Here is a 25347-nt window from a genome sequence, read left to right as displayed (position 1 = left end):
CGGCGGCCGGCGGCGGACGGGACGCCGCTACCAGCGGTCATCGCCCTTCCGGCCACCGGTGGCGAGCATCCACCGGCGGCACGAGCGAACGGGCGATCGGGCGGCCTCACAGCGGGGCCTCACGAGCCCCGGCCCTGCGGCGCCGCGTGGTGGCGGCGTCGCGTGGGCCGGGGCTCAGGGGAGGCGGCGGGGCGGGGTCAGCGGCGGCAGAGGCGCAGGACGTTCGCGATGATCTTGGCGCCGGCCCCGCCTTCCTGCGTCAGGATGGACTCCGGGTGGAACTGGACGGCGAAGCGGCGCCGTTCGGTGTCCTCGATGGCCATGACGTTGCCGTCGGGCGTGAGCGCGGTCGCGGTGAAGCCGACCACCCCCGGCTGCTTGGCGTGCAGCGAGTGGTAGCGGGCGGCGGTGAACTGCTCGGGCAGGCCGTCGAGCAGCGCGCTGTCGCCGAGCCGGCCGACCTGGCCGCGCTTGCCGTGCTCGGGGTAGCCGAGCAGTTCGAGGGTGCCCCCGGCGTGCTCGACCATGGCCTGCAGCCCCAGGCAGACGCCGAAGACCGGCAGGTCGCGGGCGTAGACCTGGTCGAGCAGGGCGGACATGCCGAAGTCGCTCGGCCAGCCGGGCCCGGGCGACAGGACGACGAGGTCGGGCGCGATGTCGTCGATCACGTGCACGGGAAAGCCGTGGCGCAGGGTCACGACGTCGGCGCCCTCCTGGCGGAAGTAGTCGGCCAGGGTGTTGACGAAGGAGTCCTCGTGGTCGACGAGCAGCACCTTCATGCCCTGCCCCGGCTGCGGCCTGGGCTCGGCGGCCGGGACGGAGCCGGGCGAGTTGACCGCGGCGAGCGCGCCGAGCAGGGCGCTGGCCTTGAGCTCGGTCTCGCGCTCCTCGGCCTCGGGGTCGGAGTCGAACAGCAGGGTCGCCCCGGCGCGCACGGTGGCCACGCCGTTCTTGATCTGGGCGGTGCGCAGGGTGAGGCCGGTGTTCATGGAGCCGTCGAAGCCGATGAAGCCGATGGCGCCGCCGTACCAGCGGCGGGTGGTGGCCTCGTGGTCCTCGATGAACTGCATGGCCCAGGTCTTGGGCGCGCCGGTGACGGTGACGGCCCACATGTGGGTGAGGAAGGCGTCGAGGGCGTCGAACTCGGGGCGCAGGCGGCCCTCGATGTGGTCGACGGTGTGGATGAGGCGGGAGTAGAGCTCGATCTGGCGGCGGCCGATGACCTTGACCGTGCCGGGGACGCAGATGCGCGACTTGTCGTTGCGGTCGACGTCGGTGCACATGGTCAGCTCCGACTCCTCCTTGACGCTGGACAGGAGGGTGCGGATGGCCTCGGCGTCCTCGACCGGGTTGCTGCCGCGCGCGATGGTGCCGGAGATGGGGCAGGTCTCGACGCGGTCGCCGCTGACCCGGACGTACATCTCGGGCGAGGCGCCGACCAGGTGCTCGCCCTGGCCGAGGCTGATGATGAACTCGTACGGGGCCGGGTTGCTGTGGCGCAGGCTCCGGTAGAAGGAGGCCGGGTCGGTGCAGGCGGCGTGGAAGACCTGGCCGGGCACGACCTCGAACAGGTCGCCGCGCTTGAACTTCTCCTTGGCGGCGGCGACGACCTTGGCGTACTCGCCCTTGACCGGGTCGGGCGGCAGCTCGCCGGGCTCGCGGAGCGGGGTGGCGGAGCCGGTGCGCTCCAGCCCGCGCGTGGTGGCGCCGTCGACGGTGAACTCGTAGCGGTACTCGACGCTGGTCTCGCGCTGGCGGTCGATGACGACGAGCCGGTCCGGCAGGTGGAGCACCAGGTCGCGCTGGTCGTCGGGGCGTACGAGCTGCTGCCTGATGGGCTCGAACTGGAAGGCCAGGTCGTAGCCGAAGGCGCCGTACAGGCCGAGGTGCGGGTCGTCGCCGCGGAAGGCGGCGATGACCTCGCGGATGGCGGTGAACACGGTGGGCCGGCGGCTGCGCAGCTCCTCGGGCAGCAGGTCCTCCGACTCGGGGACGTGCACCTCGACGCGGTCGGCGGTCGGCTCGGTGACCGGCTTGCCGGCGGCCAGCAGGCAGGAGGCGACGGCCGGCAGCACGACGCGGCCGCGTTCGTTGAGCGCGGTGGCCGCGATGGTGCGGCCTCGCGCGGTCAGCTCGAGGCACGGGTCCACGTAGCCGAAGGCCCATCGGCTGTAGCGGCCCGGGTAGTCCATGCCCGAGGAGAAGGCGCCGCCGCGGCGCTCTCCCAGGGCGGTCACGATCTCTTCGAGCGCCGCCTCGTCGACCTCGCGGGCCTCGCGCTCGACGCCGATCCCCCCGGCGGTGGTATATCCGCTCGTCTCCACTTGCTGCCCCTTACCACGTCACATGATCGAGCCCCGGGGGCGGACACGAGAAAGGCCGCCTTCCGGGGCGGCCGTCCGATGAGGAATGCGAAACTCGCGCCGCCTAGGAGCGGCGCCACCACTGGAGCTGAGCGCTGTTTCGCATGCCGACAGGTTAACCGTCCTATCAAGATCGCGCAACGCGACCCGCCGTGGACCATTTCCAATACAGAGCTGTACTGTATTCCTATTCGGCACGATCCCGAGGAGGACGTCGTCCATGCCCGAAACCCCGGCGGCCCCGCTGCCCGTCGAGCGGCCCAACCCCTTCGACCCGCCCGAGGGCCTGCGCGAGCGCGGCCCGCTGTCCCGCCTGGCCTACCCCGACGGCCACCTCGGCTGGCTGGTGACCGGCTGGGCCCTCGCCCGCCAGGTGCTGGCCGACCGGCGCTTCAGCGTCCGGCCCGAGCTGCGCCACCTGCCCGTCGGCCGGCCGGACGAGCCCGCCCCGCCCCCCGCGCCGCCCGGCGTGTTCCTGGTGGCCGACCCGCCCGAGCACACCCGCTACCGGCACCTGCTGACCGGCGAGTTCACGGTGCGGCGGATGCGGCTGCTGACGGAGCGGGTCGAGGAGATCACCCGGGAGCACCTGGACGCCATGGAGCGCAAGGGCCCGCCCGCCGACCTGGTGGAGACGTTCGCCGCGCCGGTCCCCGCAGTGGTGATCTGCGAGCTGCTGGGCGTCCCCGAGCAGGCCAGGCCGGGCTTCACCGCGCAGGCCGCCCGGCTGTCGCAGGCCGCCCTGCCGCAGGAGGAGAAGCTGGCCGCGTTCCTGGCGATCCAGGGGCAGCTCCGGGAGCTGGTGACGGCCAAGCGGGCGGCCCCGGCCGACGACCTGCTGAGCGGCCTGACCCGCGCCGGCCTGTCCGACGAGGAGCTGGCCAACATCGCCTTCATGCTGCTCGGCGCGGGACTCGACACCACCGCCAACGTGCTCGCCCTCGGGACGTTCGCGCTGCTGACGCACCCGGGCGCGCAGGACGCGCTGCGCGCGGGCCCGGAGCGGGCCGGGCGGGCCGTGGAGGAGCTGCTGCGCTACCTCGGCATCATCCCGTTCCTGGTGCGCACCGCGCTGGAGGACGTGGAGCTGGGCGGCGAGGTCGTCCGGGCGGGTGAGACGGTCACGATCTCGCTGCCGGCCGCCGGCCGCGACCCCGGCCGCTTCCCCTCCCCCGACGTCCTGGACGTGGACCGCGACGCCACCGGCCACCTCGGCTTCGGCCACGGCGTGCACCAGTGCCTCGGCCAGCAGCTCGCCCGGGTCGAGCTGCGGGCGGCGCTGCCCGCGCTGTTCGCCCGTTTCCCGTCGCTGCGCCTGGCCGCCGCCCCCGGCGAGGTGCCGCTGCGCACCGAGACCGCCATCCACGGCCTGCACAGCCTGCCGGTCACCTGGGACGAGAAGCCGTGAGGGGTCAATAGACTCATGCCCGGAGGACGCGACAGGCATGACGACGAGAGCGCCGCGCCCGGCCGGCGCGCCGGGCGACGCGGGCAGCGCACAGGACGGCGCACAGGACGGCGCGCGAGGCAGGGCGGGGCGGCCGCGCAGCCAGGAGGCCGACCTGGCCATCCTGGCCGCGGCGCTGGACCTGCTGATCGAGGTGGGCGCCGAGCAGACCAGCATCGAGCAGGTCGCCCGGCGGGCCGGCGTCACCCGGGCGACGGTCTACCGCCGCTATGCGGGCAAGACCGAGCTGCTGGTGCGCGCCCTGGAGTGGGCCAACCACGACCACGACCCGTCCTTCACCGGCTGGCGCGACCTCGGCCACATGGTCGGCGACTGGGCGGCGTACCTGGAGGAGCCGCGCCACCGCCGGCTGCTGCGCCGCCTGTACGCCGCCCGCGACGACTACCCGGCGCTCGGCGCGGCCTACCGCGCGGTCAACGGCGGCCGCCGCCGGGCGATGGTGCGCGCGACGCTGGCCCGCGCCCGCGACCTCGGCCGGCTGCCCGCCGCGACCGACCTCGACGTGGTGGAGGAGGCGCTGACGGCGGCGGTGCTCAACCACGTCGGCATGCACGACGACGACGAGAGCGCCGCCGAGATCAAGGCGTATTTCCTGGCCCTTCTGCGGGCGCTGGGTTATGACCCGGCCGGAACGCCGGAGGCTCCCCAGGGGTCGTGATAGGGCCTGCTAGGGGTCGTGACAAAGCGGGGTCAGAGGATCTAGCTTGGGCGTTCATGGAGCGGCCCTTGGCGTGGCGGTCGGTCACGGTGATCGCGGTCCTGCTGTTCGGGGCGCTGCTGGCGCTGAGCCCCTGGTACGGCTACCACCGCGACGAGCTGTACTTCCGCGTGCTGTCGGAGCACCCCGCCTGGGGCTACGTGGACCAGCCGCCGCTGACGCCGCTGCTGGCCGGGGCCGGCGTCGGCCTGTTCGGCGACACGGTGACCGGCATCCGGGTGTTCCCCGCCCTGGCCGTGGCGGTCCTGGTCTGGCTGGTGGCGCTCATCACGCGCGAGCTGGACGGCGGCCGGCTGGCCCAGGCGGTGGCGGCGGCGGGCACGGCGACGGGGGCGTACACGCTGATCGCCGGGCACACGCTGCTGACGCTCAGCTTCGACCTGCCGCTGTGGGCGGCGGCGATCCTGTTCCTGCTGAAGGCGCTGCTGCGCGAGCAGGAGCCGCGCTGGTGGCTGGCCGCGGGCGCGGTCATCGGCCTGGCCACCTACAACAAGCACCTCATCGCGCTGCTGGTGCTCGGGCTGGCCGCCGGGCTGCTGCTCGCCGGGCCGCGCCGGGCGCTGCGCAGCCCGTGGCTGTGGGCGGGGGCGGCGCTGGCGCTCGCGCTCGCCGTGCCGAACCTCCTCTACCAGGTGACCAACGACTGGCCGCAGCTCAAGATGGCGGCGGCGCTCAGCGCGGACAAGGGCGCGGAGCTGCGGGTGCTGTTCGTGCCGATGCAGCTCACGCTGTTCGGGCCGGCGGTGTCGGTGATCGCGGTGTTCGGGTTCGTGCGGCTGTGGCGCGACCGGCGGGTGCGGGCGCTGGCGGTGGCCTACCCGGTGGCGGCGGCGCTGACGCTGCTCAGCGGGGGCCGCTTCGACTACACGGGGGGGCTGATCCTGCTGCTGTTCGCCGCCGGGTGCGTCACGGTGGGCGCGGCGGCCCGGCGGGCGCGGTGGTGGGCGGTGGCGGGGCTCGCGGCGAGCGGGCTGTGCTCGGCGGTGCTGGCGCTGCCGCTGGTGCCGGTGGCGGACCTGGCGGCGACGCCGGTGCCGGGCCTGAACGAGGTCGCGCGCGAGTCCGTCGGCTGGCCGGCGTTCGTGGCGGCCGTGCAGGAGGCGCGGCGCGCGATCCCGCCGGCCGAGCAGGCGACGGCGGTGGTGTTCACCGGCAGCTACGGCGAGCACGGCGCGCTGGTGCGGGCCGGGGTGCCGCGCGTGTACTCGGGGCACAACCAGCTCTGGCTGTACGGCCCGCCGCCGGACACCGGCACCACGGCGGTCCTGGTCAACGTGGGGCCGCGGGCGCGCGCCCAGTTCGGCTCGTGCGAGCAGCGGGCCACCGTCGACAACGGCGCCGGTCTGGAGAACGAGGAGCAGGGCCTCGGTGTGTGGCTGTGCCGCGGGCTGCGTACTCCCTGGTCGGTGAGCTGGCCGCGCTGGCGGCATTTCAGCTGACCGAAAAGGTTTCTCTCCGTCACGTCACGGTTTACCGCAAGCCTTGCTTTCCCGACATGCGCGCTTCACTCTTCTCGACAGAGGCGGAAAGATCACTTCTCCCCCCGACGCCGTGAAGGAGAGCGTGTGCTCATCACCCCCCGCCGGCGGGCGGCCCTCGCCGGGCTCGTCACCGCCGCCCTGTTAGCCAGTCAGGCCGCTCCGCAGGCCGTGGCGCAGGCCGCACCTGACCCCGGCAAGATCGACAGCGCTGTCCAGGCGACGCTGGAGCAGGACGGCAAGGCCACCTTCTGGGTCCGGATGAAGGGCGCGGCCGACCTGAGCGGCGCCCGCCGGGCCGCCACCAAGCAGGCCAAGGCCGAGCTGGTCCTGGAGGCCAAGACCGAGCGCGCCGACAGCTCCCAGCAGGGCCTGCGCAAGCTGCTGGACGCCCGCGCCGCCGACTACACCTCGTACTGGATCGTCAACGCGGTGCGGGTGACCGCCGACGAGAAGCTCGCCACCGAGATCGCCAAGCTGCCCGAGGTCGAGGCCATCTCGCCGGTCCGCACGCTCAGCCTGCCGAAGCCGGTGCAGGGCAGGGCCGAGGCTCGGGTGAACGCGGTCGAGTGGAACATCGACCGGATCGGCGCGCCGCGCGTGTGGAGCGAGACGGGCGACCGGGGCGAGGGCATCGTGGTCGCCACGATCGACTCCGGCGCCCAGTTCGACCATCCCGAGCTGGCCGCGAGCTACCGGGGCAGGAACCCGGACGGCACGGTGACGCACGACTACAACTGGTTCGACCCGGCCCGGGTCTGCCCGACGTCGGCGCCGTGCGACAACAACGGGCACGGCACCCACGTGATGGGCACCATGGTCGGCGCGAACGGCATCGGCGTCGCCCCCGGCGCCCGCTGGATCGCCGCCAAGGGCTGCGAGCTGAACACCTGCACCGACGCGTCCCTGCTGGCGGCCGGGCAGTGGATCCTGGCGCCCACGGACCTGTCGGGCGGCAACCCGCGCCCGGACCTCGCGCCCGACATCGTCAACAACTCCTGGGGCGGCGACGGGTTCGACCCCTGGTACAAGGAGACCGTCGAGGCGTGGGTGGCGGCCGGCATCTTCCCGGCCTTCGCCAACGGCAACGAGGGCCCGGCCTGCGACACCTCCGGCTCCCCCGGCCAGTACGCCATCAGCTACAGCGCGGGCGGCTTCGACGTCGGCAACGCCCTGTACGCCCGCTCCAGCAAGGGCGAGGGCGAGGGCGGCGAGACCAAGCCGAACATCGCCGCGCCCGGCGTCAACGTGCGCTCCTCCGTCCCCGGCGGCGGCTACGACAGCTACACCGGCACCTCGATGGCCTCGCCGCACGTGGCGGCCACGGTGGCGCTGATCTGGTCGGCGGCGCCGGCGTTGCAGGGCGACGTGGCGGCCACCCGCCCGCTGCTGGACTCCACCGCCGTGGACGTGGACGACACGAGCTGCGGCGGCACCGCGGCCGACAACAACGTGTGGGGCGAGGGCCGGCTCGACGCCTACGCCGCCGTCCGCGCCGCCCCCACGGGCGGGACCGGCGACCTGAGCGGCACGGTCACCTCCGGCGGCGCGCCGCTGGCCGGGGTCACGGTCACCGTGGCGGGCGCGGTGCGCCGCACGGTGACCACGGGCGCGGACGGCGCGTACGCCGTCCCGCGCCTGCCGGCCGGCGACTACGAGATCACCGCCGTGAAGTTCGGCTACGACACCGCGACCGTGCCGGTGACGATCACCGCCGGGCAGGCCGCGACCGCCGCCGTGCCGATGACGCGCAAGGCCACGGGCACGGTGTCCGGCACGGTCACCACGGCCGGCACGCCCGAGGCGGGCGCGACCGTCGCCGCCACGGGGACGCCGGTCAGCGCCGTCACCGACGCGGCCGGCCGCTACAGCCTCACCCTGCCCGCGGGCGGCTACGAGCTGACCGTCACCCCGGCCTCCCGCTGCTCCAGCCCGGCGTCCGCCGAGATCACCGTGTCCGGGGACGTGACGAAGGACGTCGAGCTGCCGCTGCGCGGCGACGGGTTCGGCTACACCTGCCGGGCCGGCGCGCAGCCGTTCCCGGCCGGGACCGAGAAGCTGGCGCTGACCGGCGACGACGAGGCCGTGCAGGTGACGCTGCCGTTCCCGGTGCCGTTCTACGGCGCGGGCCAGGGCAAGGCGTGGATCGCCACGAACGGCTTCCTCACCTTCGCCCCCGACCGGGTGGTCACCGCGAGCAACGGCCGGCTGCCCACCTCCGGCACGCCGAACAACGCGGTGTACCCGTACTGGGACGACCTGGTCGTGGACGCGCAGGCCGGCGTGTACACGGCGGTGACCGGCACGGCCCCGCACCGGCAGTTCGTGGTGGAGTGGCGCAACGTGGGCTTCTACAACGACGCGGCGCAGCGGATCTCGTTCGCGGCGCTGCTGGGCGAGGACGGCTCGATCGCCTTCCGCTACCGGGACCTCGGCAGCGAGCGGGCCCGCGGCACCAGCGCCACGACCGGCATCGAGAACGCGACCGGCACCGACGCGCTGCTGTACTCCTACGAGGAGGCGGCGCTGGCCTCCGGGCAGGGCGTGACGTTCGCCGCGAGCCGGCACGGCCTGGTCACCGGCGCGGTCACCGACGCCAACGACGGCGACCCGATCGCGGGCGCGACCGTCAAGGTGGGCGACGTGGCGACGTTCACCACCGGCGCGGACGGCTCCTTCTACGGCCAGGTGCTGGCCGGCGACTACGACGTGGTGGTCGCCAAGGAGCACTACGGCACCTTCACCCAGGCCGTCTCGATCGCGCCGGGCTCGGTGACGCGGATCGACACCGAGCTGGTCACCGGGCGGGTGAGCGCGTCGGCGGCGGAGCTGACCGTGGTCATGCCGGCCGACGCCACCCGCACCCGGACGCTGACGATCACGAACCTGGGGGCGCCGACGCCGTACACGGCGACCGGCGAGACGTGGGCGGCGGTGACGCCCGCCGCCGGCGACCTGGCCACCGGGCAGCAGGCGACGCTGAAGGTGGCGGTGTCCAGCGCCGGGGTCGCGCCGGGCACGACGCGCGCGGGGCGGATCCTGGTCAGGTCGGCCAGCGGGCGGCAGCCGACCATCGAGGTGAAGGTGACGGTCGTGGTGCCCAAGCTGCAGGTGGCGATCGACGCGGGCGGCACCAGGGCCGCGACCGACGCCGCCGGTGACTCCTGGACGCCGGACCGCAAGTACGCCCAGGGTTCCTACGGCTGGGTCGGCACCGTGAACCGCACGGCGAGCACGTCCAGGACCATCGCCGGCACCGACGACCAGGCGCTGTTCAGGACCGCCCGCGAGGGCATGCTGGAGTACCGCTTCGACGGGGTGCCGGCCGGGACGTACACGGTGGAGCTGGACTTCGCCGAGGTGCGGAACACGCAGATGGGCAAGCGCGTGTTCGACGTGCTCGTCGAGGGGCAGCTCGCGATCCCGGCGCTGGACCTGGCGCTGGAGGCGGGCACGTACACGGCCGTGGCCAGGCAGTACACGGTCCGGGTGAGCGACGGGCAGCTCAACGTGCGCTTCGCCGTCCGGCAGGGGTCGCCGGTCGTGAACGCGATCCGGATCTCCGAGCGGCCGGACCGCGCGGCGCCGTGACGGTCGCGTCCCCGGGCGGGTCCCTGAGTGGCCCTGCCCGGGGCTACCGCGGCCGGGCCGGCACATGTTACTGGTAGGTACATGAGACGTGTCCGGCTCCAGCGCGACCTCCCGGTGCCGATGCCCGACGGAGTGCGGCTGCTGGCCGACCACTACGCCCCGGCGGGGGCGCGGCGGGCGCCCGTCGTCCTGATCCGCTCCCCGTACGGGCGGCGCGGCCTGTTCGGGCTGCTGTACGGCCGGGGGTTCGCCCGGCAGGGCTTCCACGTCGTCATCCAGAGCTGCCGGGGCGGCTTCGGCTCCGGCGGCACCCTGGACCCGCTCGGCGACGAGCACGAGGACGGCCTGGCCACCGTCGCCTGGCTGCGCGCGCAGCCCTGGTACGGCGGCTCGTTCGCCATGTTCGGCCCCTCCTACCTCGGCTACACGCAGTGGGCCGTCGCCCCCTACGCCGGGCCGGACCTGAAGGCCATGGCGACCCAGATCACCGCCTCCCAGTTCCGCGACGCCGCCTACGTGGGCGGCGCGTTCGCGCTGGAGTCGGCGCTGAGCTGGACGACGCTGACCGATGGCATGTCGCGCCGCTTCGGCGGGGCGGCGGTGCTGACCGCGCCGCGCCTGACCCGCCGGGCGGTGCTGTCGGGGCGGCCGGTGCACGAGCTGGACCTGCTGTCGGCGGGCCGGCCGCTGCCGTTCTTCCGGGACCTGGTGACGCACCACGCCGACCCGGCGGTGCCGTACTGGGACAAGCGGGACTTCTCGCCGAAGGTGGGCGAGGTGGACGCGGCCGTCACCATGCTGGGCGGCTGGTACGACGTGTTCCTGCCGTGGCAGCTCCAGGACTACGCGGCGATGCGCCGGGCGGGCCGCCGCCCGCACCTGACGATCGGCCCCTGGTACCACATCGACGCCCGGCACGCCCGCCCCACCATGGCCGAGGCGTCGGCCTGGTTCCGCGCGCACCTCATGGGCGACCCGTCGCGGCTGCGGCCGGACCCGGTGCGCGTGTACGTGACGGGGGCGGAGGAGTGGCGCGACTACCCCGACTGGCCGGTGCCGGGCGTGCGCGAGCAGCGCTGGCACCTGCAGCACGGCTTCGGGCTCGGCGTGGACGGCCCGCTGGAGTCCGGCCCCGACCGCTTCCGCTACGACCCGGCCCGCCCGACGCCGGTGATCGGCGGCCCGACGCTGCTCGGCGACTCCCGGCCGCGCGACCAGCGCAGGCTGGAGGAGCGCCGCGACGTGCTGGTCTACAGCTCGCCCGCGCTGGAGGCGGGCGTGGAGATGATCGGCCCCGTGCGCGCCGATTTGTTCGTGCGCTCCAGCACGCCGTACGTTGACGTCGTGGTGCGGGTCTGCGACGTGGCGCCGGACGGGCGCTCGCTGAACGTGTGCGAGGGCGTGCGCCGGCTCGGTCCGGCGCCGGAGGGCGTGCGGCGGGTCCAGGTGGACCTGTGGCCGATGGCGCACCGCTTCCGGCGCGGCCACCGGGTCCGGGTGCACGTGGCGGCCGGGGCGTACCCGACGATCGCCCGCAACCCGGGCACCGGTCATCCCCTCGCGCACGGCGGGCCGATGGTGCCCGCCGAGGTCGAGGTGTTCCACTCCCCCGGGCTGCCGTCGGCCGTGGTGCTGCCGCTGTGCGCGCCGCGCGGCTGATGTCGCTGGTCCTGCTGCTGCAGGGCCGGGGCGGGATGACGGCGGCCGAGCTGGCCAAGGAGCTGGAGGTCTCCGAGCGCACCGTGCACCGCGACGTGCTCGCGCTGGCCGAGGCCGGCGTGCCGGTCTACGCCGACCGGGGGCGCGGCGGCGGCTACCGGCTGCTGGACGGCTACCGCACCCGGCTGACCGGCCTGGACCGGGCCGAGGCCGAGGCGCTGTTCCTGTCCGGCGTGCCGGCCGCGCTGCGCGAGATGGGCCTGCAGGACGTCGCGGCCACGGCCCGGCTGAAGGCCGCGGCCGCCCTGTCCCCCGGGCTGCGCGACGCCCCGGCGACCGCCGCGCAACGCTTCCACCTGGACGCGCCCGGCTGGTTCGCCGTCGGCGACCCGCCGCCGGCCGCCCTCGCGCCGCTGGCCAGGGCGGTGTGGAACGACCGGCGGGTGCGGGCCGTGTACAAGGACCGGCCGCGCGCGCTGGAGCCGTACGGGCTGGTACTCAAGGCCGGCGCCTGGTACCTGGCGGCGCGGCTCGGCGGCCGGTTCCTGATCTTCCGGGTGCACCGGTTCGGCGAGGTGGACGTGCTGCCCGAGACCTTCGAGCGCGACCCCGGCTTCGACCTGGCCGGGTTCTGGGCGGCGCAGTCGGCCGAGTTCAGCCGCTCGCTGCTGCGCGAGGAGATCACGCTGCGGCTCAGCGAGCGCGGCCGGCGCCTGCTGCGGCACGTCGCCGACCCGGCCGCGCTGGCCGGCGCGCTCGCCTCGCTGCGGCCGGACGGGACGGTGCGCCTCGCGGTCGAGTCGCTGGAGGTGGCCTTCTCCCAGGTGCTGCGGTTCGGGCCGGAGGCGGAGGTGCTGGAGCCGCCGGAGCTGCGGGCGATGGTCGCCGCGGCCGCCGCCCGCACCGCCGCCCTGTACGCCGCCCCGTACGAGGGTCAGCGGTAGGCCGCCGGGTCGCCCTCCCCTCCCGTCTCGACGACCTCGGTGATGAAGCGCCACACCTGGGGGCGGCTGCCGTCCACGTCGGTGAAGCCGTACGCCTCGGCCAGCTCGCCGCTCGTCAGCGACCGGCCCGACCAGCGGCTCCGGTCCGGGTCGGCGGCGAGCGCGGCGACGGCCCGGCCCGCGTAGGCGGGCGTCTCCGACACCAGCCAGGCGGGGTCGGCCTTGGCCTCGCGCCAGGTGTCCTCGGTGACGCCGAAGCCGTCCAGCATGGCCTCCGAGCGCAGGAAGCCCGGCGTGATCGCCACCGCCGTGCCGCCGTGCGGGCGCAGCTCCTTCGACCAGGCGAACGCGAGCCGGTTCACCGACATCTTGGCCAGGTCGTAGTAGACGTTCTCCCGGTAGCGGGTCTGGTTGAACTCCCAGGTGCCGTCGGTGACCTCGACGGCCAGCCCGCCCTCGTTCCTGATGAGCAGCGGCAGCAGGAACCTGCTGGTGATGATGTGGGTGTCGACCGCGAGGCGCAGCAGCCGCAGCCCCTTGTCCAGGTCGTGCTTCCAGACCGGGGTGTCCCACGACCACAGGTGGTCGCTCCCCCACACGTCGTTGACCAGCACGTCGAGCCGGCCCTGCTCGCGGTCCACGCGCTCGGCGAGCGCGGCCACCTCGCCGGGTTCGAGGTGGTCGGCGCGGACCGGGATGCCGGTGCCGCCGGCCGCCGTCACCAGCTCGGCGGTCTCCTCGATGGTCTCCGGCCGGTCGATCTCCGAGCGCCGCTCCCGGGTGCTGCGGCCGGTGCAGTAGACGGTCGCGCCGATCTCGCCCAGGGCCACCGCGATGCCCCGTCCCGTCCCGCGGGTCGCTCCCGCAACCAAAGCAATCATGACGACGATGCTGGCCGCGAAAGAGGACACCTCATGTCATGTTTTATGCCGCGCCCCTGTGATAAGTACGGAGTTACCATGAACAGCGAATTCGAGCTCCGCGGCGTCAACCACGTCGCGCTGGTCTGCTCGGACATGAAGCAGACGGTCGACTTCTACTCCGGCGTGCTGGGCATGCCGCTGATCAAGACCATCGAGCTGCCGATGGGCTGGGGCCAGCACTTCTTCTTCGACTGCGGCGGCGGGAACGCCCTGGCCTTCTTCTGGTTCCCCGACGCGCCCGAGGGCGTGCCCGGCGTGTCCGCGCCGCGCAACCTGCCCGACCGGGGCGAGCTGCTGTCGGCCGTCGGCTCCATGAACCACATCGCCTTCGACGTGCCGCCGGAGCGGATCGAGGAGTACCGCGACCGGCTCGTCGCCAAGGGCATCGACGTCGGCGTGCTGCTCAACCACGACGACAGCGAGTTCGGCGTGGCGCCCGAGATGCACGACGGGGTGTTCGTCCGCTCGATCTACTTCAAGGACCCCGACGGCGTGCTGGTCGAGTTCGCCGCCTGGACTCGCGAGGTGGGCCGGCCCGGCGACGTGCGCCACGAGCCGAAGACGGCCGCCGATCGGACCGTCTGATGCCGCGCCTGCGCCGGGTGCCGCGCGAGGAGATGACCGACCCGGTGGTCACGTTCTTCCACGACCGGCTGTTCGCCCCGGGCCGGGAGGGCACCGCGACGGGCTCGCCGGGCGACTGGTGGGAGGTCTTCGCGCTGGAGCCGCGCATCTTCCGGCACTGCGTCAAGGGCTTCCAGCTCTACCGGGAGTCGGCGCTGGACCCGGTGCTGCGCGAGCTGGGCCAGGTGCGGGCCGGGTGGGCGCGGCAGAGCCGGTTCGTCTACTCCCAGCACTGCAAGCAGCTCAGGGCGCTCGGCGTGCCGGAGGAGAAGGTGGCGGCCGTCTCCTGCTGGCCGGTGAGCGACCTGTTCGGCGAGCTGGAGCGGGCGGTGCTGGCCTACGCCGACGCGCTGGTGCTGGACGGCGGCCGGGTGCCGGACGAGGTGTTCGCCGTGCTCCAGCGGCACCTGCCGGACGAGCAGATCCTGGAGCTGACGTACGTGACGTGCATGTACGAGATGCACGCCACGATGGCGCGGGCGCTGCGCCTGGAGTTCGACGACCGGCCGGACCCGGTCGCCGAGGTGCCCGCTCCCGAGGGCTACGGCACCCGGGACATCGCCGACGAGCTGACCGTTCGGCGCGAGTAACCGACCATTCGCCGATCACCGGGAGGCACGCGACCCGCCGGTAACTAGAGTGCGAGGCCAGGACCTGCGGCTTCACCGGCGTTCGTCCCGGATGTTGAGACAACGTCCCGACATTTAGGCCAAACCGTAATGTCTCCGACATTGGGTTTAATACCGCCGTAAAGCTAATGTCCCTCCGTTGACGCTACCTGTCAGGGGCGGTCATCGCCGGCCCCTGACCTTCGCCATCGGAGGGCCGATGACTACCGGGGAACCCGGACAGCCACGCACCGACCGCAGCCCCTGGAACTGGCTGCTGGTCCTGCCGATCGTGCTGCCGCTGCTGACCTTCCTGTTCAACGCGGACGAGCCGCGCCTGCTCGGCTTCCCGCTGTTCTACTGGCTGCAGATCGCCTTCATCGCGGTCGGCGTCACGTGCACCACGATCGTCTACAGGATGACCAAGTGAGCGGGCACACGACCGAGCTGGTCGTCTTCGTCGTCCTGTTCCTCGTCGTGAGCGCCATGGGCTTCGTCGCGGCCCGCTGGCGCCGGCCGGAGTCCATCGAAAGCCTGCACGAGTGGGGTCTCGGCGGGCGCAACTTCGGCTCCTGGATCACCTGGTTCCTGGTGGGCGGCGACCTCTACACCGCCTACACCTTCGTCGCGGTGCCGGCGCTGGTGTTCGGGGCGGGCGCGCTCGGCTTCTACGCGCTGCCCTACACCGTGGTGGTCTACCCGCTGGTGTTCCTGGTGCTGACCCGGATGTGGTCGGTCTCGCACGTGCACGGCTTCGTGACGCCGGCCGACTTCGTGCGGGCCAGGTTCGGCTCGCCGACGCTGGCCCTCGCCATCGCGATCACCGGCCTGGTGGCCACGATGCCGTACATCGCGCTCCAGCTCGTCGGCATCGAGGCCGTGCTGAAGTCGATGGGGATCACCGGCCACCTGCCGATCATCATCGCCTTCGCGATCCTGGCGGCCTACACCTACCAGTCGGGGCTGCGCGCGCCCGCGCTGATCGCGTTCGTCAAGGACGCGCTCATCTACATCGTGATCCTGGTCGCCGTCCTCTACATCCCGGCCAAGCTGGGCGGCTGGGGCACCATCTTCGACGCGGCCGCGAAGAAGTTCGCCGCCACGCCCAACCCGGCCGACGGCATCACGCTGACCTCCACCAACCAGCTCCAGTACGTGACGCTGGCCTTCGGCTCGGCGCTGGCGCTGTTCCTCTACCCGCACAGCCTCACCGGCGTGCTGGCCTCCAAGAACCGCAACGTCATCAAGCGGAACATGTCGGCCCTGCCCGCCTACAGCCTCGTGCTCGGCCTGATCGCGCTGCTCGGCTTCATGGCGATCGCGGCCGGCACCAAGCCGGTCGTCGGCGCCAACGGCAAGGCCGACACCAACACGATCGTGCCGATGCTGTTCGACCAGCTCTTCCCCGACTGGTTCACCGGCGTCGCCTACGCGGCCATCGGCATCGGCGCGCTCGTCCCGGCCGCCATCATGTCGATCGCGGCGGCCAACCTGTTCACCCGCAACATCTACCGCGAGTACCTGAACAAGCACGCCACCGACGCCCAGGAGGCCAAGGTCTCCAAGATCACGTCGCTGCTGGTCAAGGTGGGCGCGGTGCTGTGCATCCTGCTGCTGGACCCGCAGTTCTCGATCGACCTCCAGCTCATCGGCGGCGTGATCATCCTGCAGACGCTGCCGGCGGTCGCGCTCGGCCTCTACACGCGCTGGTTCCACAAGGGCGGCCTGCTCGCGGGCTGGGCGGCCGGCCTCGCCGCCGGCATGTGGATGCTCTACCTCATCCCGAACCCGGCCAACGGCAAGGCGCACTTCGGCGGCTCGGCGTTCGGCCTGGCCAACCTCGGGTTCGACACCAAGATGACGATCTACGCCGGGTTCCTGGCGCTGATCGTCAACCTGGTGGTGGCGGCGCTCGGCACGCTGGCGTTCCGGGCGTTCAAGGTCGCCGACGGGGCGGACGTGACCAAGCGCGAGCACTACTTCGTGGACGAGGGCGACCCGCGGGTCAAGGACCTCGACCTCAGCGCCTCGCACTGACCGCTCAGCCGTCCTCGGAACGCAGGTAGGCGGGGTTGGCGACCGCCAGCTTCGCCCGCACCGCCTGCTCCAGGGCGGCGACCAGCGCCTGGTCGTCGGGCAGGTCGCCGGGCAGGTCGTCGGGCAGGCCGCCGTCGCGGACGGCGGCGGCCAGCTCGGCGTCGTCGCGCACGCCCAGGGCGGCCAGGCGGGCGGCGTGCTCGGCCGCCTGGGCGGGGCCCAGCTCGATCTCCCGCTCCACCATGCCGAGCACGTTGATCGCGACCCGGGTGTGGAAGCGCGTGCGGCCCTCGACGGCCGGCAGCACGTCCGAGCGGAGGAAGTCGCGCACCGCGGCCACGAGCTGCGCGGCGGTCGGGACGTCGTGCGGGCCGGTCTGCGTCATGGCTCCTCTCTAGCACACGCCGGCTCCGCCGTCCGGGCCCTTTATCCGGTTCCGACCATGGGTGCGGCTAATCTGCGCTCATGAGCACTGAGTCGCCGCCCGCCGCCGTGCCCGCGCTCTCGCGCCGGCTCATCGGCGCCGAGATCTTCGTCGTGATGTCGGTCTCGCTCGGCGCGAGCGGCCTGATCGCGCTCATCCGGCTGATCGGGGCGCTCACCGCGCCGAAGGAGCTGAAGAGCCAGCACGCGGTGCTGGTCGGCTCCATGGCGCCGGGGCGGCCGTGGCTGGACCTGTCGCTGCAGCTCTCCCAGATCGCGGTGGCGGTCGCGCCGGTCGGGCTGGTGGCCTACCTGCTGGCGCGCTCCGGGGAGTCGCTGCGCACGATCGGCGCCGACCTGCGCGAGCCCCGCCGGGACCTGCTGCGCGGCGTGCTGCTCGCGGCCCTGATCGGCGGCAGCGGGCTCGCGTTCTACCTGGCGGTGTGGGCCTCCGGCGTCAACCTCACCGTCGTGCCCGGCGCGCTGCCCGAGGTCTGGTGGCAGGTGCCGGTGCTGCTGCTGGCCGCGGCGCAGAACGGGGTGCTGGAGGAGGTGCTGGTCGCCGGGTACCTGCTGCACCGGCTGGGGCAGGCCGGCTGGTCGCCGTGGCGGGCGGTGGTCGTGTCGTCGCTGCTGCGGGGGTCGTACCACCTGTATCAGGGCTTCGGCGGGTTCGCCGGGAACGTGGTGATGGGCGTCGTGTTCGGGCGGGCCTACCAGCGGTGGGGGCGGACCGCGCCGCTCGTCGTGGCGCACACGCTGATCGACGCGGTGGCCTTCGTCGGGTACGCGTTCCTGCGCGGCCGGGTGAGCTGGCTGCCCTGAACGGGATTCGGTAACCCGTTGACCCGGCAACGATTCTCGGCTGAGATCCTTGCATGAGCTTCGCCGTGCCCGCCGGCGTCCGGCCGATCCGCGACGCCGTCCACGCGTTCATGACCGAGCGGGTCGAGCCCGCCGAATCGGTGCTGCACGAGGGCGGCCCCGCCGCGGCGGCCGCCCTGCAGGAGCTGCGCGCCGAGGCGAAGAAGGAGGGCCTGTGGGCCCTCGGCCACCCGCGCGAGCTGGGCGGGGGCGGGCTGCCGTTCCTCGACTACGTCTACGTCAACGAGGTGCAGGGACGCAGCGAGTTCGGCCAGCTCGCGCTCGGCACCTACACCCTCCAGGACTCCCTCATGCTGCACGAGCACGCCTCGCCCGAGCAGCGCGAGCGCTACCTGGAGCCGCTGGTGCGGGGCGACATCTCGCCGAGCTTCGCGATGACCGAGCCGGACGTCTCCAGCTCCGACCCCACCCAGATCCGCACCTCCGCCGTGCTCGACGGCGACGAATGGGTGATCAACGGGCACAAGTGGTTCACCACCGGGGCGTCGCGGGCCGCGTACACGACCGTGATGTGCCGCACCGAGCCCGACGCGCCGCCGCACCTGGCCTTCTCCATGATCCTGGTGCCGACCGGCACGCCCGGGTACCGGATCGTGCGCGAGACGCCCGTGCTCGGGCTGGACGGGGCGCACTGCGAGGTCCGCTACGACGACGTCCGGGTGCCCGCCGCCAACCTGCTGGGCGAGCGCGGGCGCGGGTTCGTCATCGCGCAGAAGCGGCTCGGCCCCGGCCGCGTCTTCCACTGCATGCGCTGGCTCGGGCAGGCGCAGCGGGCCTTCGACCTGATGTGCCGGCGGCTGCACGAGCGCACCGCCTTCGGCGAGCCCCTGGCCGGCAAGCAGCTCATGCGCCAGCACGTGTTCGACTCCTTCGCCGAGATCCAGGCCGCCCGGCTGCTCACGCTCAACGCCGCCGAGGCCATCGACGCCGGCTCCGACGCGCGCGTCGAGATCGGCGTGATCAAGGTCGTCGGGGCGCGGATGCTGCACAACGTCATCGACCGGGCGATCCAGGTGCACGGCGCGGCCGGGCTGACGCCGGACACGCCGCTAGACCGCATGTACCGGCACGCCCGCGCCGGGCGCATCCACGACGACCCCGACGAGGTGCACGTCGACTCGGTGGGCCGGCGCGTCCTCGGCGCGTACGCGGCGGGCGGCAACTGGGAGTTCGGGCTGCGATGAGCGGCGCGGACGACGACGTCGCCGGGATCGTGGCAGAGGTGTTCGGGCCGGAGGCGGCGCTCCCCCACCGGGTGCGGCTGCCCGGCGGCGCGTCACGGGAGACGTGGGCGCTGGACGTCGTCACGCCCGGCGGCCGGCGGCACGAGCTGGTGCTGCGGCTGGACTCCCCCGGCGGCGCCGGCGAGGCGGGTGCCACACTGGCCGCCGAGGCGCGGCTCATGCGCGCGGCGGCCGAGGCCGGGGTGCCGGTCCCGCGCGTCGTCGCGGCCGACGACACGCCCGGCGGAGACGTGCCCTTCGTTCTCATGGAGCGGGTGGCCGGCGAGACCATCCCGCGCAAGATCCTGCGCGACGACGCCTACGCCGCCGCCCGTCCCCTGCTGGCCGCGCAGTGCGGCCGGGCGCTGGCCGCGATCCACCGCATGCCGCTCGCCGCCCTGCCGCCCGAGGCCGCCGCCGGCGCCGCCGAGGACCCGCTGCGGCGCTGGCGCGACGTGCTCGACCTGCTCGGCGAGCCGCACCCGGTGTTCGAGCTGGCGCTGCGCCGGCTGGCCGGGTCCCGGCCGCCCGCGCCCGGTCGGCCGGCGGTGGTGCACGGCGACTTCCGCAACGGCAACCTCATCGTCGGCCCGGAGGGCGTGCGGGCGGTGCTGGACTGGGAGCTGGCGCACGCCGGCGACCCCCTGGAGGACCTGGGGTGGTTGTGCGCGAAGGCGTGGCGGTTCGGCTCGCCGCTGCCCGTCGGCGGGTTCGGCGGCTACGACGAGCTGATCAACGCCTACGAGGAGGCGGGCGGCACCAAGGTGGACCGCGGCGCGCTGCGCTGGTGGGAGACGTTCGGCGTGCTCAAGTGGGGCGTCATCTGCGTCATGCAGACGATGCGGCACCTGCGCGGCGGGGCCCGCTCGGTGGAGCTGGCGGCGATCGGGCGGCGCGTATGCGAGACCGAGTGGGACCTGCTCCGCATGCTCCGGGACGCCCCGTGACGGCGGCCTGACCGCGGGCGGCCGGAAAATGCGTTGCCGGGGCCCCGGCGCGGGCCGCACGCTTGAGCGGTGTCCATCCTGCGGGCGTCCCATCTGGTCAAGCGGTTCGGGCCCGTCACGGCCGTCCGCGACCTGAGCCTCACCGTCGGCGAGGGCGAGGTCGTCGGGCTGCTCGGCCCCAACGGCGCCGGCAAGTCGACCACCCTGCACATGCTGCTGGGCCTCATCACGCCGGACGCCGGCCGGGTCGAGCTGTTCGGCCTGGAGCTGGCCCGGCACCGCACCGAGGCGCTGAGCCTGCTCAACTTCGCGGCCGGCTACGTCGACCTGCCCGGCGTGCTGCGGGTGCGCGAGGTGCTCGACGCCTTCGCCCGCCTGTACGCCCTGCGCCGCCCGCGCGAGCGGGTCGCCGAGATGGTCGAGCTGTTCGAGCTGGGCCCGCTCGTCAAACGGCAGGTCATGGCGCTGTCGTCGGGCCAGCGCACCCGCGTGCAGCTGGCCAAGGCGCTGCTCAACGCGCCCCGGCTGCTGGTGCTCGACGAGCCGACGGCGCACCTCGACCCCGACGCCGGCGACCGCGTGCGCGGCCTGCTGACCCGCGTGGCCGCCGAGAACGGCAGCGCCATGCTCGTCACCTCGCACAACATGCGCGAGGTCGAACGCATGTGCGACCGCGTGCACTTCATGGCCGACGGCGTGATCGTCGCCACCGGCACCGCGGCCGAGCTGGCCGGCCACTACGGGGCCGAGGACCTGGAAGAGGTGTTCTTGAAGGTGGCCCGCGGATGACCCTCACCTCCCCCCTGACCCTGCCGCCGCTGAGCCTCGCGGCCCGGCGCACCCGCGTGCTCGGCGTGGTGCGGCGCGACTTCGCGGCGCTGCGGCGCAGCCCCGTGCGGATGTTCGAGATCCTCTTCTGGCCCACCGTGGAGCTGGTGCTGTGGGGGTTCATGACGGTGTTCCTGCAGGCGCAGCGGGTGCCGTTCGCGGTGTCGTTCCTGCTGGGGGCGGTGCTGCTGTGGCAGGTGCTGCAGAAGGCCAGCAACGAGATCTCGATCGCCTTCCTGGAGGACATCTGGTCGCGCAACCTGCTCAACGTGCAGGTCAGCCCGCTGTCCAGCGCCGAGTACCTGGCGGGGCTGGTGCTGTTCTCGCTGGGCAAGGTGGTGGTGGCGCTGGCCGTCATGGCGGCGCTCGCGCTCGGCCTGTACGGCTTCGGCGTGACGAGCATGGGGCCCGGCCTGGTGCCGTTCATGGCGGTGCTGCTCGTGCTCGGCTGGTCGCTCGGGCTGGTCGGCATCGCGGCGGTGCTCCGCTTCGGCGAGAACGCGCAGGTCATCGCCTGGTCGCTGGTGTTCATGGTGCAGCCGCTGGCCGGGATCTTCTACCCGGTGGCGGTGCTGCCCGCGCCGTTGCGGGCGGTGTCGTGGTTCCTGCCCGCCTCGCACGTGTTCGAGGGCATGCGCGCTGTCATGAACGGCGGCGCGGTGCCGTGGGACCGGCTGGCCTGGGCGGCCGGGCTCGACGTGCTCTACCTGGCGGCGACGCTGGGGCTGTTCGCCTGGGCGCTCACGCACGCCCGCCGGCGCGGGAAGCTGTCGCGTTTCGGGGAGTGACCTCCAGCGCGGCCGTGATCACCTCCACCAGCCCCTCCACCACCTGCTCGCGGTCGACCTCGGGATGCTCCAGCCACCAGTCGCCGGTGGTGCGCACCATGCCGACGAACGCCTGCCCCAGCACCTGCGCCCGCACCGGGTCGCCGGCCAGGCCCTCGGCGGCCAGCACGCCGCCCAGCTCCTCGCCGAGGCTGCGCACCAGCGAGGCGGTGCGGGAGCGGGTGCGGGCGTCCTCGGCGCCGGCCCGGTGGAACAGGAAGCGGTAGAGGTTGAGGTTGGCGGAGACGAGGTCGAGGTAGGCCGAGACGGTGGCCCTGGCGCGGGCGCGCAGGCCGGCGCCCGGCTCGGCGAAGCGCAGGCGGAGCTGCGCGATCACCGTGCGCACGTGGCGGTCGGCGATGGCCTCGTACAGGCCGCTTCGGTCGCCGAAGTGGCGGTAGAGGATGGGCTTGGTGACGCCGGCGGCGGCCGCGATGGCGGCCATTGACACGTCGGGGCCCTCGGCGGCGATCACCCGGTCGGCGGCGTCGAGCAGCGCCCTGCGCCGGTCGGGGTCGCGTCCGCTCACCGCCCCAGGATAGATCGCCGGCCGCGCGGCAGCAGCGCCGAGAGCACCAGGACGACGCCGATGAGCGCGTACAGGCCGGTCAGGCCGGCGAGCGTGCCGGGCGGCTCGGCCAGCTCGGCCCACGGCGCGGCGCCCGGCCGCGACCAGGGCAGCCCGCCGGAGGCAGCATAGGGCAGGGTGGCCGCGGCGGCGACCGCGTCGGCGGCGTCGAGCGCGAACAGCGCGCCGCCGCCGCCAGCGGCAGGCCGCAGGCCAGGGCCGCGGCGGGCCAGGCGGCCAGCAGCGCGACGAGGGCCGCGACCGCCATGAGGCAGCCGAGGCCGGCGGGCGACGGGCCGGCCGCGGCCGTGCCCTCCCGCAGGGCGCGCGCGCCCGCCTCGGTGAGGTAGTAGACGGGGACGAGCGCCGCCAGCCCGGCGGCGGCGCCCAGCAGATGACGCATGCCACGGCTCACACGGCCCAGTCTCCCCGCCTGACCGCTTCCTTACGCGCGCTTGACCGGAGCAGGACAGCGGGCGTTCGCGCAGGTTGGGGCGGTCTGTAGGGATTCGCCCGGCCGTGGGTTAGCGTCGGATCATGATGGACAACACCGGTACGGGCCCAGGGCCCATCACCCGCGACGGATCCCCGGTCGAGTTCTACCGGCACCTCGGCGCCCGCGCCGAGCCCGACATCATCGCCCAGGTCACCCCGCCCGGCGGCACCGTGCTGGAGCTCGGCGCGGGCGTGGGCCGGGTGACGCATCCGCTCGTCGAGCGCGGCTTCCGGGTGGTGGCCGTGGACGAGTCCCCCGAGATGCTGGCGTACGTGCGCGGCGCCGAGACGGTGCTCGCCCGCGTGGAGGGGCTACGGCTGGAGCGGCGCTTCGACACCGTCGTCATGGCCTCGCAGCTGGTCAACACCGTGGACGACGCGGTCCGGCGGGCGCTGCTCGACACCTGCGCCCGGCACGTGGCGCCGGGCGGCTCCGTGCTGCTGCAGTGGATGCCGGCCGAGGCGCACGACCGCTGGCACGTGGGCCAGGGGCGGGCCGAGGGCGACGTGACGATCACGATGGCGGCGGTCGAGGAGGTCTCGCCCGGGGTGTTCGAGGCGACCATGCGGTACACGTACGAGAGCGAGGGCGAGGGCGGGACGCGCGTGTGGAGTCAGTCGTTCTCCTCCAGGCGGCTCACCGACGACGCCCTCGCCGCCGACCTCGCGGCCGCCGGGCTGCGGCTGGACCTGTTCCTCACCGAGGACCGCACCTGGGTCGCGGCTCGCCCCTTTACAAGGTAGATTTCGGAAACGCCGCGAAATTACTGGAAAATGCTGGGACTGTTGGTACGCTCGCGGCCATGAGTGACCGGCTGGACGATCTCGAGCGGCGGATCGCCGAGCTGCGGGCCGGGGTGCGCAGGGCCGTGCGCGCCAGGGACGGCGCCGCCGCCCGCGGGCTGCGCGCCGAGCTGCGCGCCGCCGAGCGGGCCTGGGACGCCCTGGTCGGCGGCGAGCAGCCGGAGGAGCGGGCCGCGGCGCAGGCGCCCCCGCTGGTCACCGTCCGCGAGCAGGTGCACCAGGGGCTCCGGCTGCTCGGGGCCGCCGCCCAGCCCCGGCTGGTGGTGGCGGTCAGCGAGGCGTTCCTCGGCGGCACGATCCGCAGCGCCCAGCTCACCAGCCTGCGCCGGGACGAGGAGCGCTCGTTCCGCTCCTCGCCGTACGGGCGGCCGTACTACCTGTGCGCCGCGCTGACCGACCGCCTCTCGGCCGCCCGCGGCCTGCTCACGCTGAGCACCTGGCCGCTGGAGCGGCGCGTGGTCGGGCCGCTCAGCCCCCGTGTCGACTTCCTGACCTGCGCCATCGCCGTGGCCGGGCGGGAGTGCGCGGACCCGCGGGCGGCCCGGTTACTCCTCCGCATGGCCAGGAACATCCCCGGCGCGACCGGCGGCTCCCTCGTCCCGCCCGACCCCGAGCGGGTGGTCGCGGCGGCCCGCGCCGAGCTGGCCGTGCACGCCGAGCGCGACACCCGTGACCGCGCCGAGCTGGCGCGGCGCGCCGCCCGGCAGCTCGATGACGTGGCCCGCCTGTTCGGCGCCGCTACGCTGAGCACGATCAAGAAGGAGTACGTCACGTGAGCGGCTTGAAGCGCGAGGGCGATCCCGCGCACCGGCTGGAGGCGCTGCGCGGCACGACGCCGCCGCGGCCGCACGACGCCCGCGCCATCGCGGCCCTGGCCGCCAACCCGGGCTGCGCCCGCCGCGCCCTCATGGACGGCGCCGGGCTCGACAAGGACGCCGCCGCCCGCCACCTCGGCTTCCCCGCCCCGTTCGGGCAGTCGCCGTTCGCGATCACCCGGGGCAACGCGTTCGAGGCGCTGGTCAAGGCCGACGGCTGCGCCGAGCTGCTGCGGATGCTCCGCGAGCTGCTGGAGCTGCCGGTCGCCGAGGTCGCCTACCACGACGTGGCGAACGTCGGCGCGGACGCCGACGCGCGCGCCGGCGCCCACCTGCGCCACGCGCACACCCGGGCGCTGATCGACCGGGCGGCGCGCGGCGAGCACGACGCCGGCACGCTCTACGACCATCCGCTGCTGTCGCTGAGCATCGCCGGGCACGCCGCCTACCTGGAGCCCGACGTGGTGGCCTTCCAGCTCGGCGGGCGCTTCCACGTCGTGGAGATCAAGTCGTTCGCGGTGATCGACGGGCAGGCCGAGCCGTCGGCGGTGGCGGGCGCGGCCCGGCAGGCCGCGGTGTACGTGCTCGCGCTGCGCTCCCTGCTGGAGGAGCTGGGCCACGACCCGCTGCGGGTCTCCCACGAGGTGGTCCTGGTCTGCCCGGAGAACTTCGCCAACCGGCCGGTCGCGACCCTCGTGGACGTGCGCCGCCAGCTCGCGGTGCTGCGCCGCCAGCTCGCCCGCATGACGGCCCTGGACCGGCTGCTCGACGGCCTGCCCGACGACCTCACCTTCGACCTGCGTCCCGGCGAGGACGGCCGCCCCACCCGCCCGGTCGCCGAGCTGGCCGACGCGCTGCGCCGCACCACCGCCCGCTACGCGCCCGAGTGCCTGTCCACCTGCGACCTGTGCCTGTTCTGCCGCGACGAGGCCCGCCAGGAGGGCGCCTCCGACCTGCTGGGCCGCCAGGTCCGCGACGAGCTCGGCGGCGTGGCGTCGGTGGCCGAGGCCCTGGGCCTCGCCGACGGCACCCGCGACCCGGCCGAGGGCCAGGAGGAGATCGCGCGGCTGCTGCGCAGCGCCGAACGCCTGCGCAGGGAGTGCCTCGGGAGTGTGTGAC

Annotated in this window: 23 protein-coding genes; 18 read left to right on the top strand and 5 right to left on the bottom strand. The window is 74.0% G+C overall.

Annotated elements, in window-relative coordinates:
• Positions 1 to 197 precede the first annotated feature (197 nt).
• Complete coding sequence (locus MF672_RS36500) at positions 198 to 2324, bottom strand: anthranilate synthase component I (protein WP_242375038.1); 2127 nt, start codon at positions 2322 to 2324, stop codon at positions 198 to 200.
• 259 nt (positions 2325 to 2583) lie between these two features.
• Here MF672_RS36500 and MF672_RS36495 point away from each other — a divergent pair, with 259 nt between their 5' ends.
• The 6 genes from MF672_RS36495 (at position 2584) to MF672_RS36470 (ending at position 12221) form a co-directional block, all read left to right on the top strand.
• Complete coding sequence (locus tag MF672_RS36495) at positions 2584 to 3771, top strand: cytochrome P450 (protein WP_242375039.1); 1188 nt, start codon at positions 2584 to 2586, stop codon at positions 3769 to 3771.
• A 37-nt stretch (positions 3772 to 3808) separates the two neighbouring features.
• A complete protein-coding gene (locus MF672_RS36490; protein WP_242375040.1) occupies positions 3809 to 4489 on the top strand; it encodes a TetR/AcrR family transcriptional regulator in 681 nt (226 codons plus the stop codon).
• Positions 4490 to 4545: 56 nt separating this feature from the next.
• Positions 4546 to 5988: a glycosyltransferase family 39 protein gene (locus MF672_RS36485; protein ID WP_242375041.1), complete on the top strand. Its 1443-nt coding sequence runs from the start codon at positions 4546 to 4548 to the stop codon at positions 5986 to 5988.
• Between the two features lie 126 nt (positions 5989 to 6114).
• Complete coding sequence (locus MF672_RS36480) at positions 6115 to 9618, top strand: S8 family serine peptidase (RefSeq protein WP_242375042.1); 3504 nt, start codon at positions 6115 to 6117, stop codon at positions 9616 to 9618.
• 81 nt (positions 9619 to 9699) lie between these two features.
• The gene (locus tag MF672_RS36475) at positions 9700 to 11277 is read left to right on the top strand and encodes a CocE/NonD family hydrolase (protein WP_242375043.1); all 1578 of its coding nucleotides are present in this window, start codon (positions 9700 to 9702) and stop codon (positions 11275 to 11277) included.
• Positions 11259 to 12221 carry a helix-turn-helix transcriptional regulator gene (locus MF672_RS36470; RefSeq protein WP_242375044.1) on the top strand — a complete coding sequence of 321 codons (963 nt, stop codon included), beginning with the start codon at positions 11259 to 11261 and terminating at the stop codon, positions 12219 to 12221. Before MF672_RS36475 ends, MF672_RS36470 begins: the two co-directional genes overlap by 19 nt.
• On the opposite strand, the gene MF672_RS36465 is transcribed toward MF672_RS36470, so the two are convergent.
• Positions 12212 to 13102, bottom strand: coding sequence for an SDR family oxidoreductase (locus tag MF672_RS36465; RefSeq protein WP_242375045.1), 891 nt, complete (start codon positions 13100 to 13102; stop codon positions 12212 to 12214). The genes MF672_RS36470 and MF672_RS36465 overlap by 10 nt on opposite strands.
• Before the next feature lie 78 nt (positions 13103 to 13180).
• Here MF672_RS36465 and MF672_RS36460 point away from each other — a divergent pair, with 78 nt between their 5' ends.
• The 4 genes from MF672_RS36460 to mctP all read left to right on the top strand — a co-directional run bounded on the left by MF672_RS36460 (position 13181) and on the right by mctP (position 16413).
• Positions 13181 to 13729 carry a VOC family protein gene (locus MF672_RS36460; RefSeq protein ID WP_242375046.1) on the top strand — a complete coding sequence of 183 codons (549 nt, stop codon included), beginning with the start codon at positions 13181 to 13183 and terminating at the stop codon, positions 13727 to 13729.
• Complete coding sequence (locus MF672_RS36455) at positions 13729 to 14358, top strand: carboxymuconolactone decarboxylase family protein (protein WP_242375047.1); 630 nt, start codon at positions 13729 to 13731, stop codon at positions 14356 to 14358. Before MF672_RS36460 ends, MF672_RS36455 begins: the two co-directional genes overlap by 1 nt.
• A gap of 238 nt (positions 14359 to 14596) precedes the next feature.
• On the top strand, positions 14597 to 14806 hold the full coding sequence (locus tag MF672_RS36450) for a DUF3311 domain-containing protein (protein WP_020539859.1): 210 nt from the start codon (positions 14597 to 14599) through the stop codon (positions 14804 to 14806).
• Positions 14803 to 16413 (top strand): monocarboxylate uptake permease MctP, encoded by a 1611-nt coding sequence (mctP, locus tag MF672_RS36445; protein ID WP_302893335.1) that lies wholly within the window; start codon positions 14803 to 14805, stop codon positions 16411 to 16413. The genes MF672_RS36450 and mctP overlap by 4 nt, the downstream gene beginning before the upstream one ends.
• A 4-nt stretch (positions 16414 to 16417) precedes the next feature.
• On the opposite strand, the gene MF672_RS36440 is transcribed toward mctP, so the two are convergent.
• Positions 16418 to 16798, bottom strand: a complete 381-nt coding sequence (locus tag MF672_RS36440; RefSeq protein ID WP_242375048.1) for a DUF6285 domain-containing protein — start codon at positions 16796 to 16798, stop codon at positions 16418 to 16420.
• A gap of 80 nt (positions 16799 to 16878) precedes the next feature.
• On the opposite strand from MF672_RS36440, the gene MF672_RS36435 reads away from it, so the two are divergent.
• The 5 genes from MF672_RS36435 (at position 16879) to MF672_RS36415 (ending at position 21507) form a co-directional block, all read left to right on the top strand.
• On the top strand, positions 16879 to 17661 hold the full coding sequence (locus MF672_RS36435; RefSeq protein WP_242375049.1) for a CPBP family intramembrane glutamic endopeptidase: 783 nt from the start codon (positions 16879 to 16881) through the stop codon (positions 17659 to 17661).
• Positions 17662 to 17714: 53 nt separating this feature from the next.
• Positions 17715 to 18905, top strand: coding sequence for an acyl-CoA dehydrogenase family protein (locus tag MF672_RS36430; RefSeq protein ID WP_242375050.1), 1191 nt, complete (start codon positions 17715 to 17717; stop codon positions 18903 to 18905).
• Positions 18902 to 19891, top strand: coding sequence for a phosphotransferase family protein (locus MF672_RS36425; protein WP_242375051.1), 990 nt, complete (start codon positions 18902 to 18904; stop codon positions 19889 to 19891). The genes MF672_RS36430 and MF672_RS36425 overlap by 4 nt, the downstream gene beginning before the upstream one ends.
• A gap of 69 nt (positions 19892 to 19960) precedes the next feature.
• Positions 19961 to 20680, top strand: a complete 720-nt coding sequence (locus tag MF672_RS36420) for an ABC transporter ATP-binding protein (protein WP_242375052.1) — start codon at positions 19961 to 19963, stop codon at positions 20678 to 20680.
• The gene (locus MF672_RS36415) at positions 20677 to 21507 is read left to right on the top strand and encodes an ABC transporter permease (protein WP_242375053.1); all 831 of its coding nucleotides are present in this window, start codon (positions 20677 to 20679) and stop codon (positions 21505 to 21507) included. Before MF672_RS36420 ends, MF672_RS36415 begins: the two co-directional genes overlap by 4 nt.
• Here MF672_RS36415 and MF672_RS36410 read toward each other — a convergent pair.
• Positions 21461 to 22075, bottom strand: a complete 615-nt coding sequence (locus tag MF672_RS36410) for a TetR family transcriptional regulator (RefSeq protein WP_242375054.1) — start codon at positions 22073 to 22075, stop codon at positions 21461 to 21463. The two genes, MF672_RS36415 and MF672_RS36410, sit on opposite strands and share 47 nt — an antisense overlap.
• A gap of 79 nt (positions 22076 to 22154) precedes the next feature.
• Complete coding sequence (locus tag MF672_RS36405; protein ID WP_247815602.1) at positions 22155 to 22517, bottom strand: hypothetical protein; 363 nt, start codon at positions 22515 to 22517, stop codon at positions 22155 to 22157.
• A gap of 134 nt (positions 22518 to 22651) precedes the next feature.
• Here MF672_RS36405 and MF672_RS36400 point away from each other — a divergent pair, with 134 nt between their 5' ends.
• The 3 genes from MF672_RS36400 to MF672_RS36390 are packed head-to-tail and all read left to right on the top strand — an operon-like array spanning position 22652 to position 25346.
• Complete coding sequence (locus tag MF672_RS36400; protein WP_242375056.1) at positions 22652 to 23353, top strand: class I SAM-dependent methyltransferase; 702 nt, start codon at positions 22652 to 22654, stop codon at positions 23351 to 23353.
• 59 nt (positions 23354 to 23412) lie between these two features.
• Positions 23413 to 24189: a hypothetical protein gene (locus MF672_RS36395; protein ID WP_242375057.1), complete on the top strand. Its 777-nt coding sequence runs from the start codon at positions 23413 to 23415 to the stop codon at positions 24187 to 24189.
• Complete coding sequence (locus tag MF672_RS36390) at positions 24186 to 25346, top strand: hypothetical protein (RefSeq protein ID WP_242375058.1); 1161 nt, start codon at positions 24186 to 24188, stop codon at positions 25344 to 25346. The genes MF672_RS36395 and MF672_RS36390 overlap by 4 nt, the downstream gene beginning before the upstream one ends.
• The last annotated feature ends 1 nt before the right edge of the window (position 25347 follow it).

The sequence above is a fragment of the Actinomadura luzonensis genome (assembly GCF_022664455.2).
GTDB classification, from domain to species: domain Bacteria; phylum Actinomycetota; class Actinomycetes; order Streptosporangiales; family Streptosporangiaceae; genus Nonomuraea; species Nonomuraea luzonensis.
This window is presented reverse-complemented; position numbering and strand designations above follow the sequence as displayed.

Coding starts and splice junctions, on each gene's coding strand:
- MF672_RS36495 (WP_242375039.1), top strand. CDS start 2,584: ATGCCCGAAACCCCGGCGGCCCCGCTGCCCGTCGAGCGGCCCAACCCC.
- MF672_RS36490 (WP_242375040.1), top strand. CDS start 3,809: ATGACGACGAGAGCGCCGCGCCCGGCCGGCGCGCCGGGCGACGCGGGC.
- MF672_RS36485 (WP_242375041.1), top strand. CDS start 4,546: ATGGAGCGGCCCTTGGCGTGGCGGTCGGTCACGGTGATCGCGGTCCTG.
- MF672_RS36475 (WP_242375043.1), top strand. CDS start 9,700: ATGAGACGTGTCCGGCTCCAGCGCGACCTCCCGGTGCCGATGCCCGAC.
- MF672_RS36465 (WP_242375045.1), bottom strand. CDS start 13,102: ATGATTGCTTTGGTTGCGGGAGCGACCCGCGGGACGGGACGGGGCATC.
- MF672_RS36460 (WP_242375046.1), top strand. CDS start 13,181: ATGAACAGCGAATTCGAGCTCCGCGGCGTCAACCACGTCGCGCTGGTC.
- MF672_RS36455 (WP_242375047.1), top strand. CDS start 13,729: ATGCCGCGCCTGCGCCGGGTGCCGCGCGAGGAGATGACCGACCCGGTG.
- MF672_RS36450 (WP_020539859.1), top strand. CDS start 14,597: ATGACTACCGGGGAACCCGGACAGCCACGCACCGACCGCAGCCCCTGG.
- MF672_RS36440 (WP_242375048.1), bottom strand. CDS start 16,798: ATGACGCAGACCGGCCCGCACGACGTCCCGACCGCCGCGCAGCTCGTG.
- MF672_RS36435 (WP_242375049.1), top strand. CDS start 16,879: ATGAGCACTGAGTCGCCGCCCGCCGCCGTGCCCGCGCTCTCGCGCCGG.
- MF672_RS36430 (WP_242375050.1), top strand. CDS start 17,715: ATGAGCTTCGCCGTGCCCGCCGGCGTCCGGCCGATCCGCGACGCCGTC.
- MF672_RS36425 (WP_242375051.1), top strand. CDS start 18,902: ATGAGCGGCGCGGACGACGACGTCGCCGGGATCGTGGCAGAGGTGTTC.
- MF672_RS36415 (WP_242375053.1), top strand. CDS start 20,677: ATGACCCTCACCTCCCCCCTGACCCTGCCGCCGCTGAGCCTCGCGGCC.
- MF672_RS36405 (WP_247815602.1), bottom strand. CDS start 22,517: ATGCGTCATCTGCTGGGCGCCGCCGCCGGGCTGGCGGCGCTCGTCCCC.
- MF672_RS36400 (WP_242375056.1), top strand. CDS start 22,652: ATGATGGACAACACCGGTACGGGCCCAGGGCCCATCACCCGCGACGGA.
- MF672_RS36395 (WP_242375057.1), top strand. CDS start 23,413: ATGAGTGACCGGCTGGACGATCTCGAGCGGCGGATCGCCGAGCTGCGG.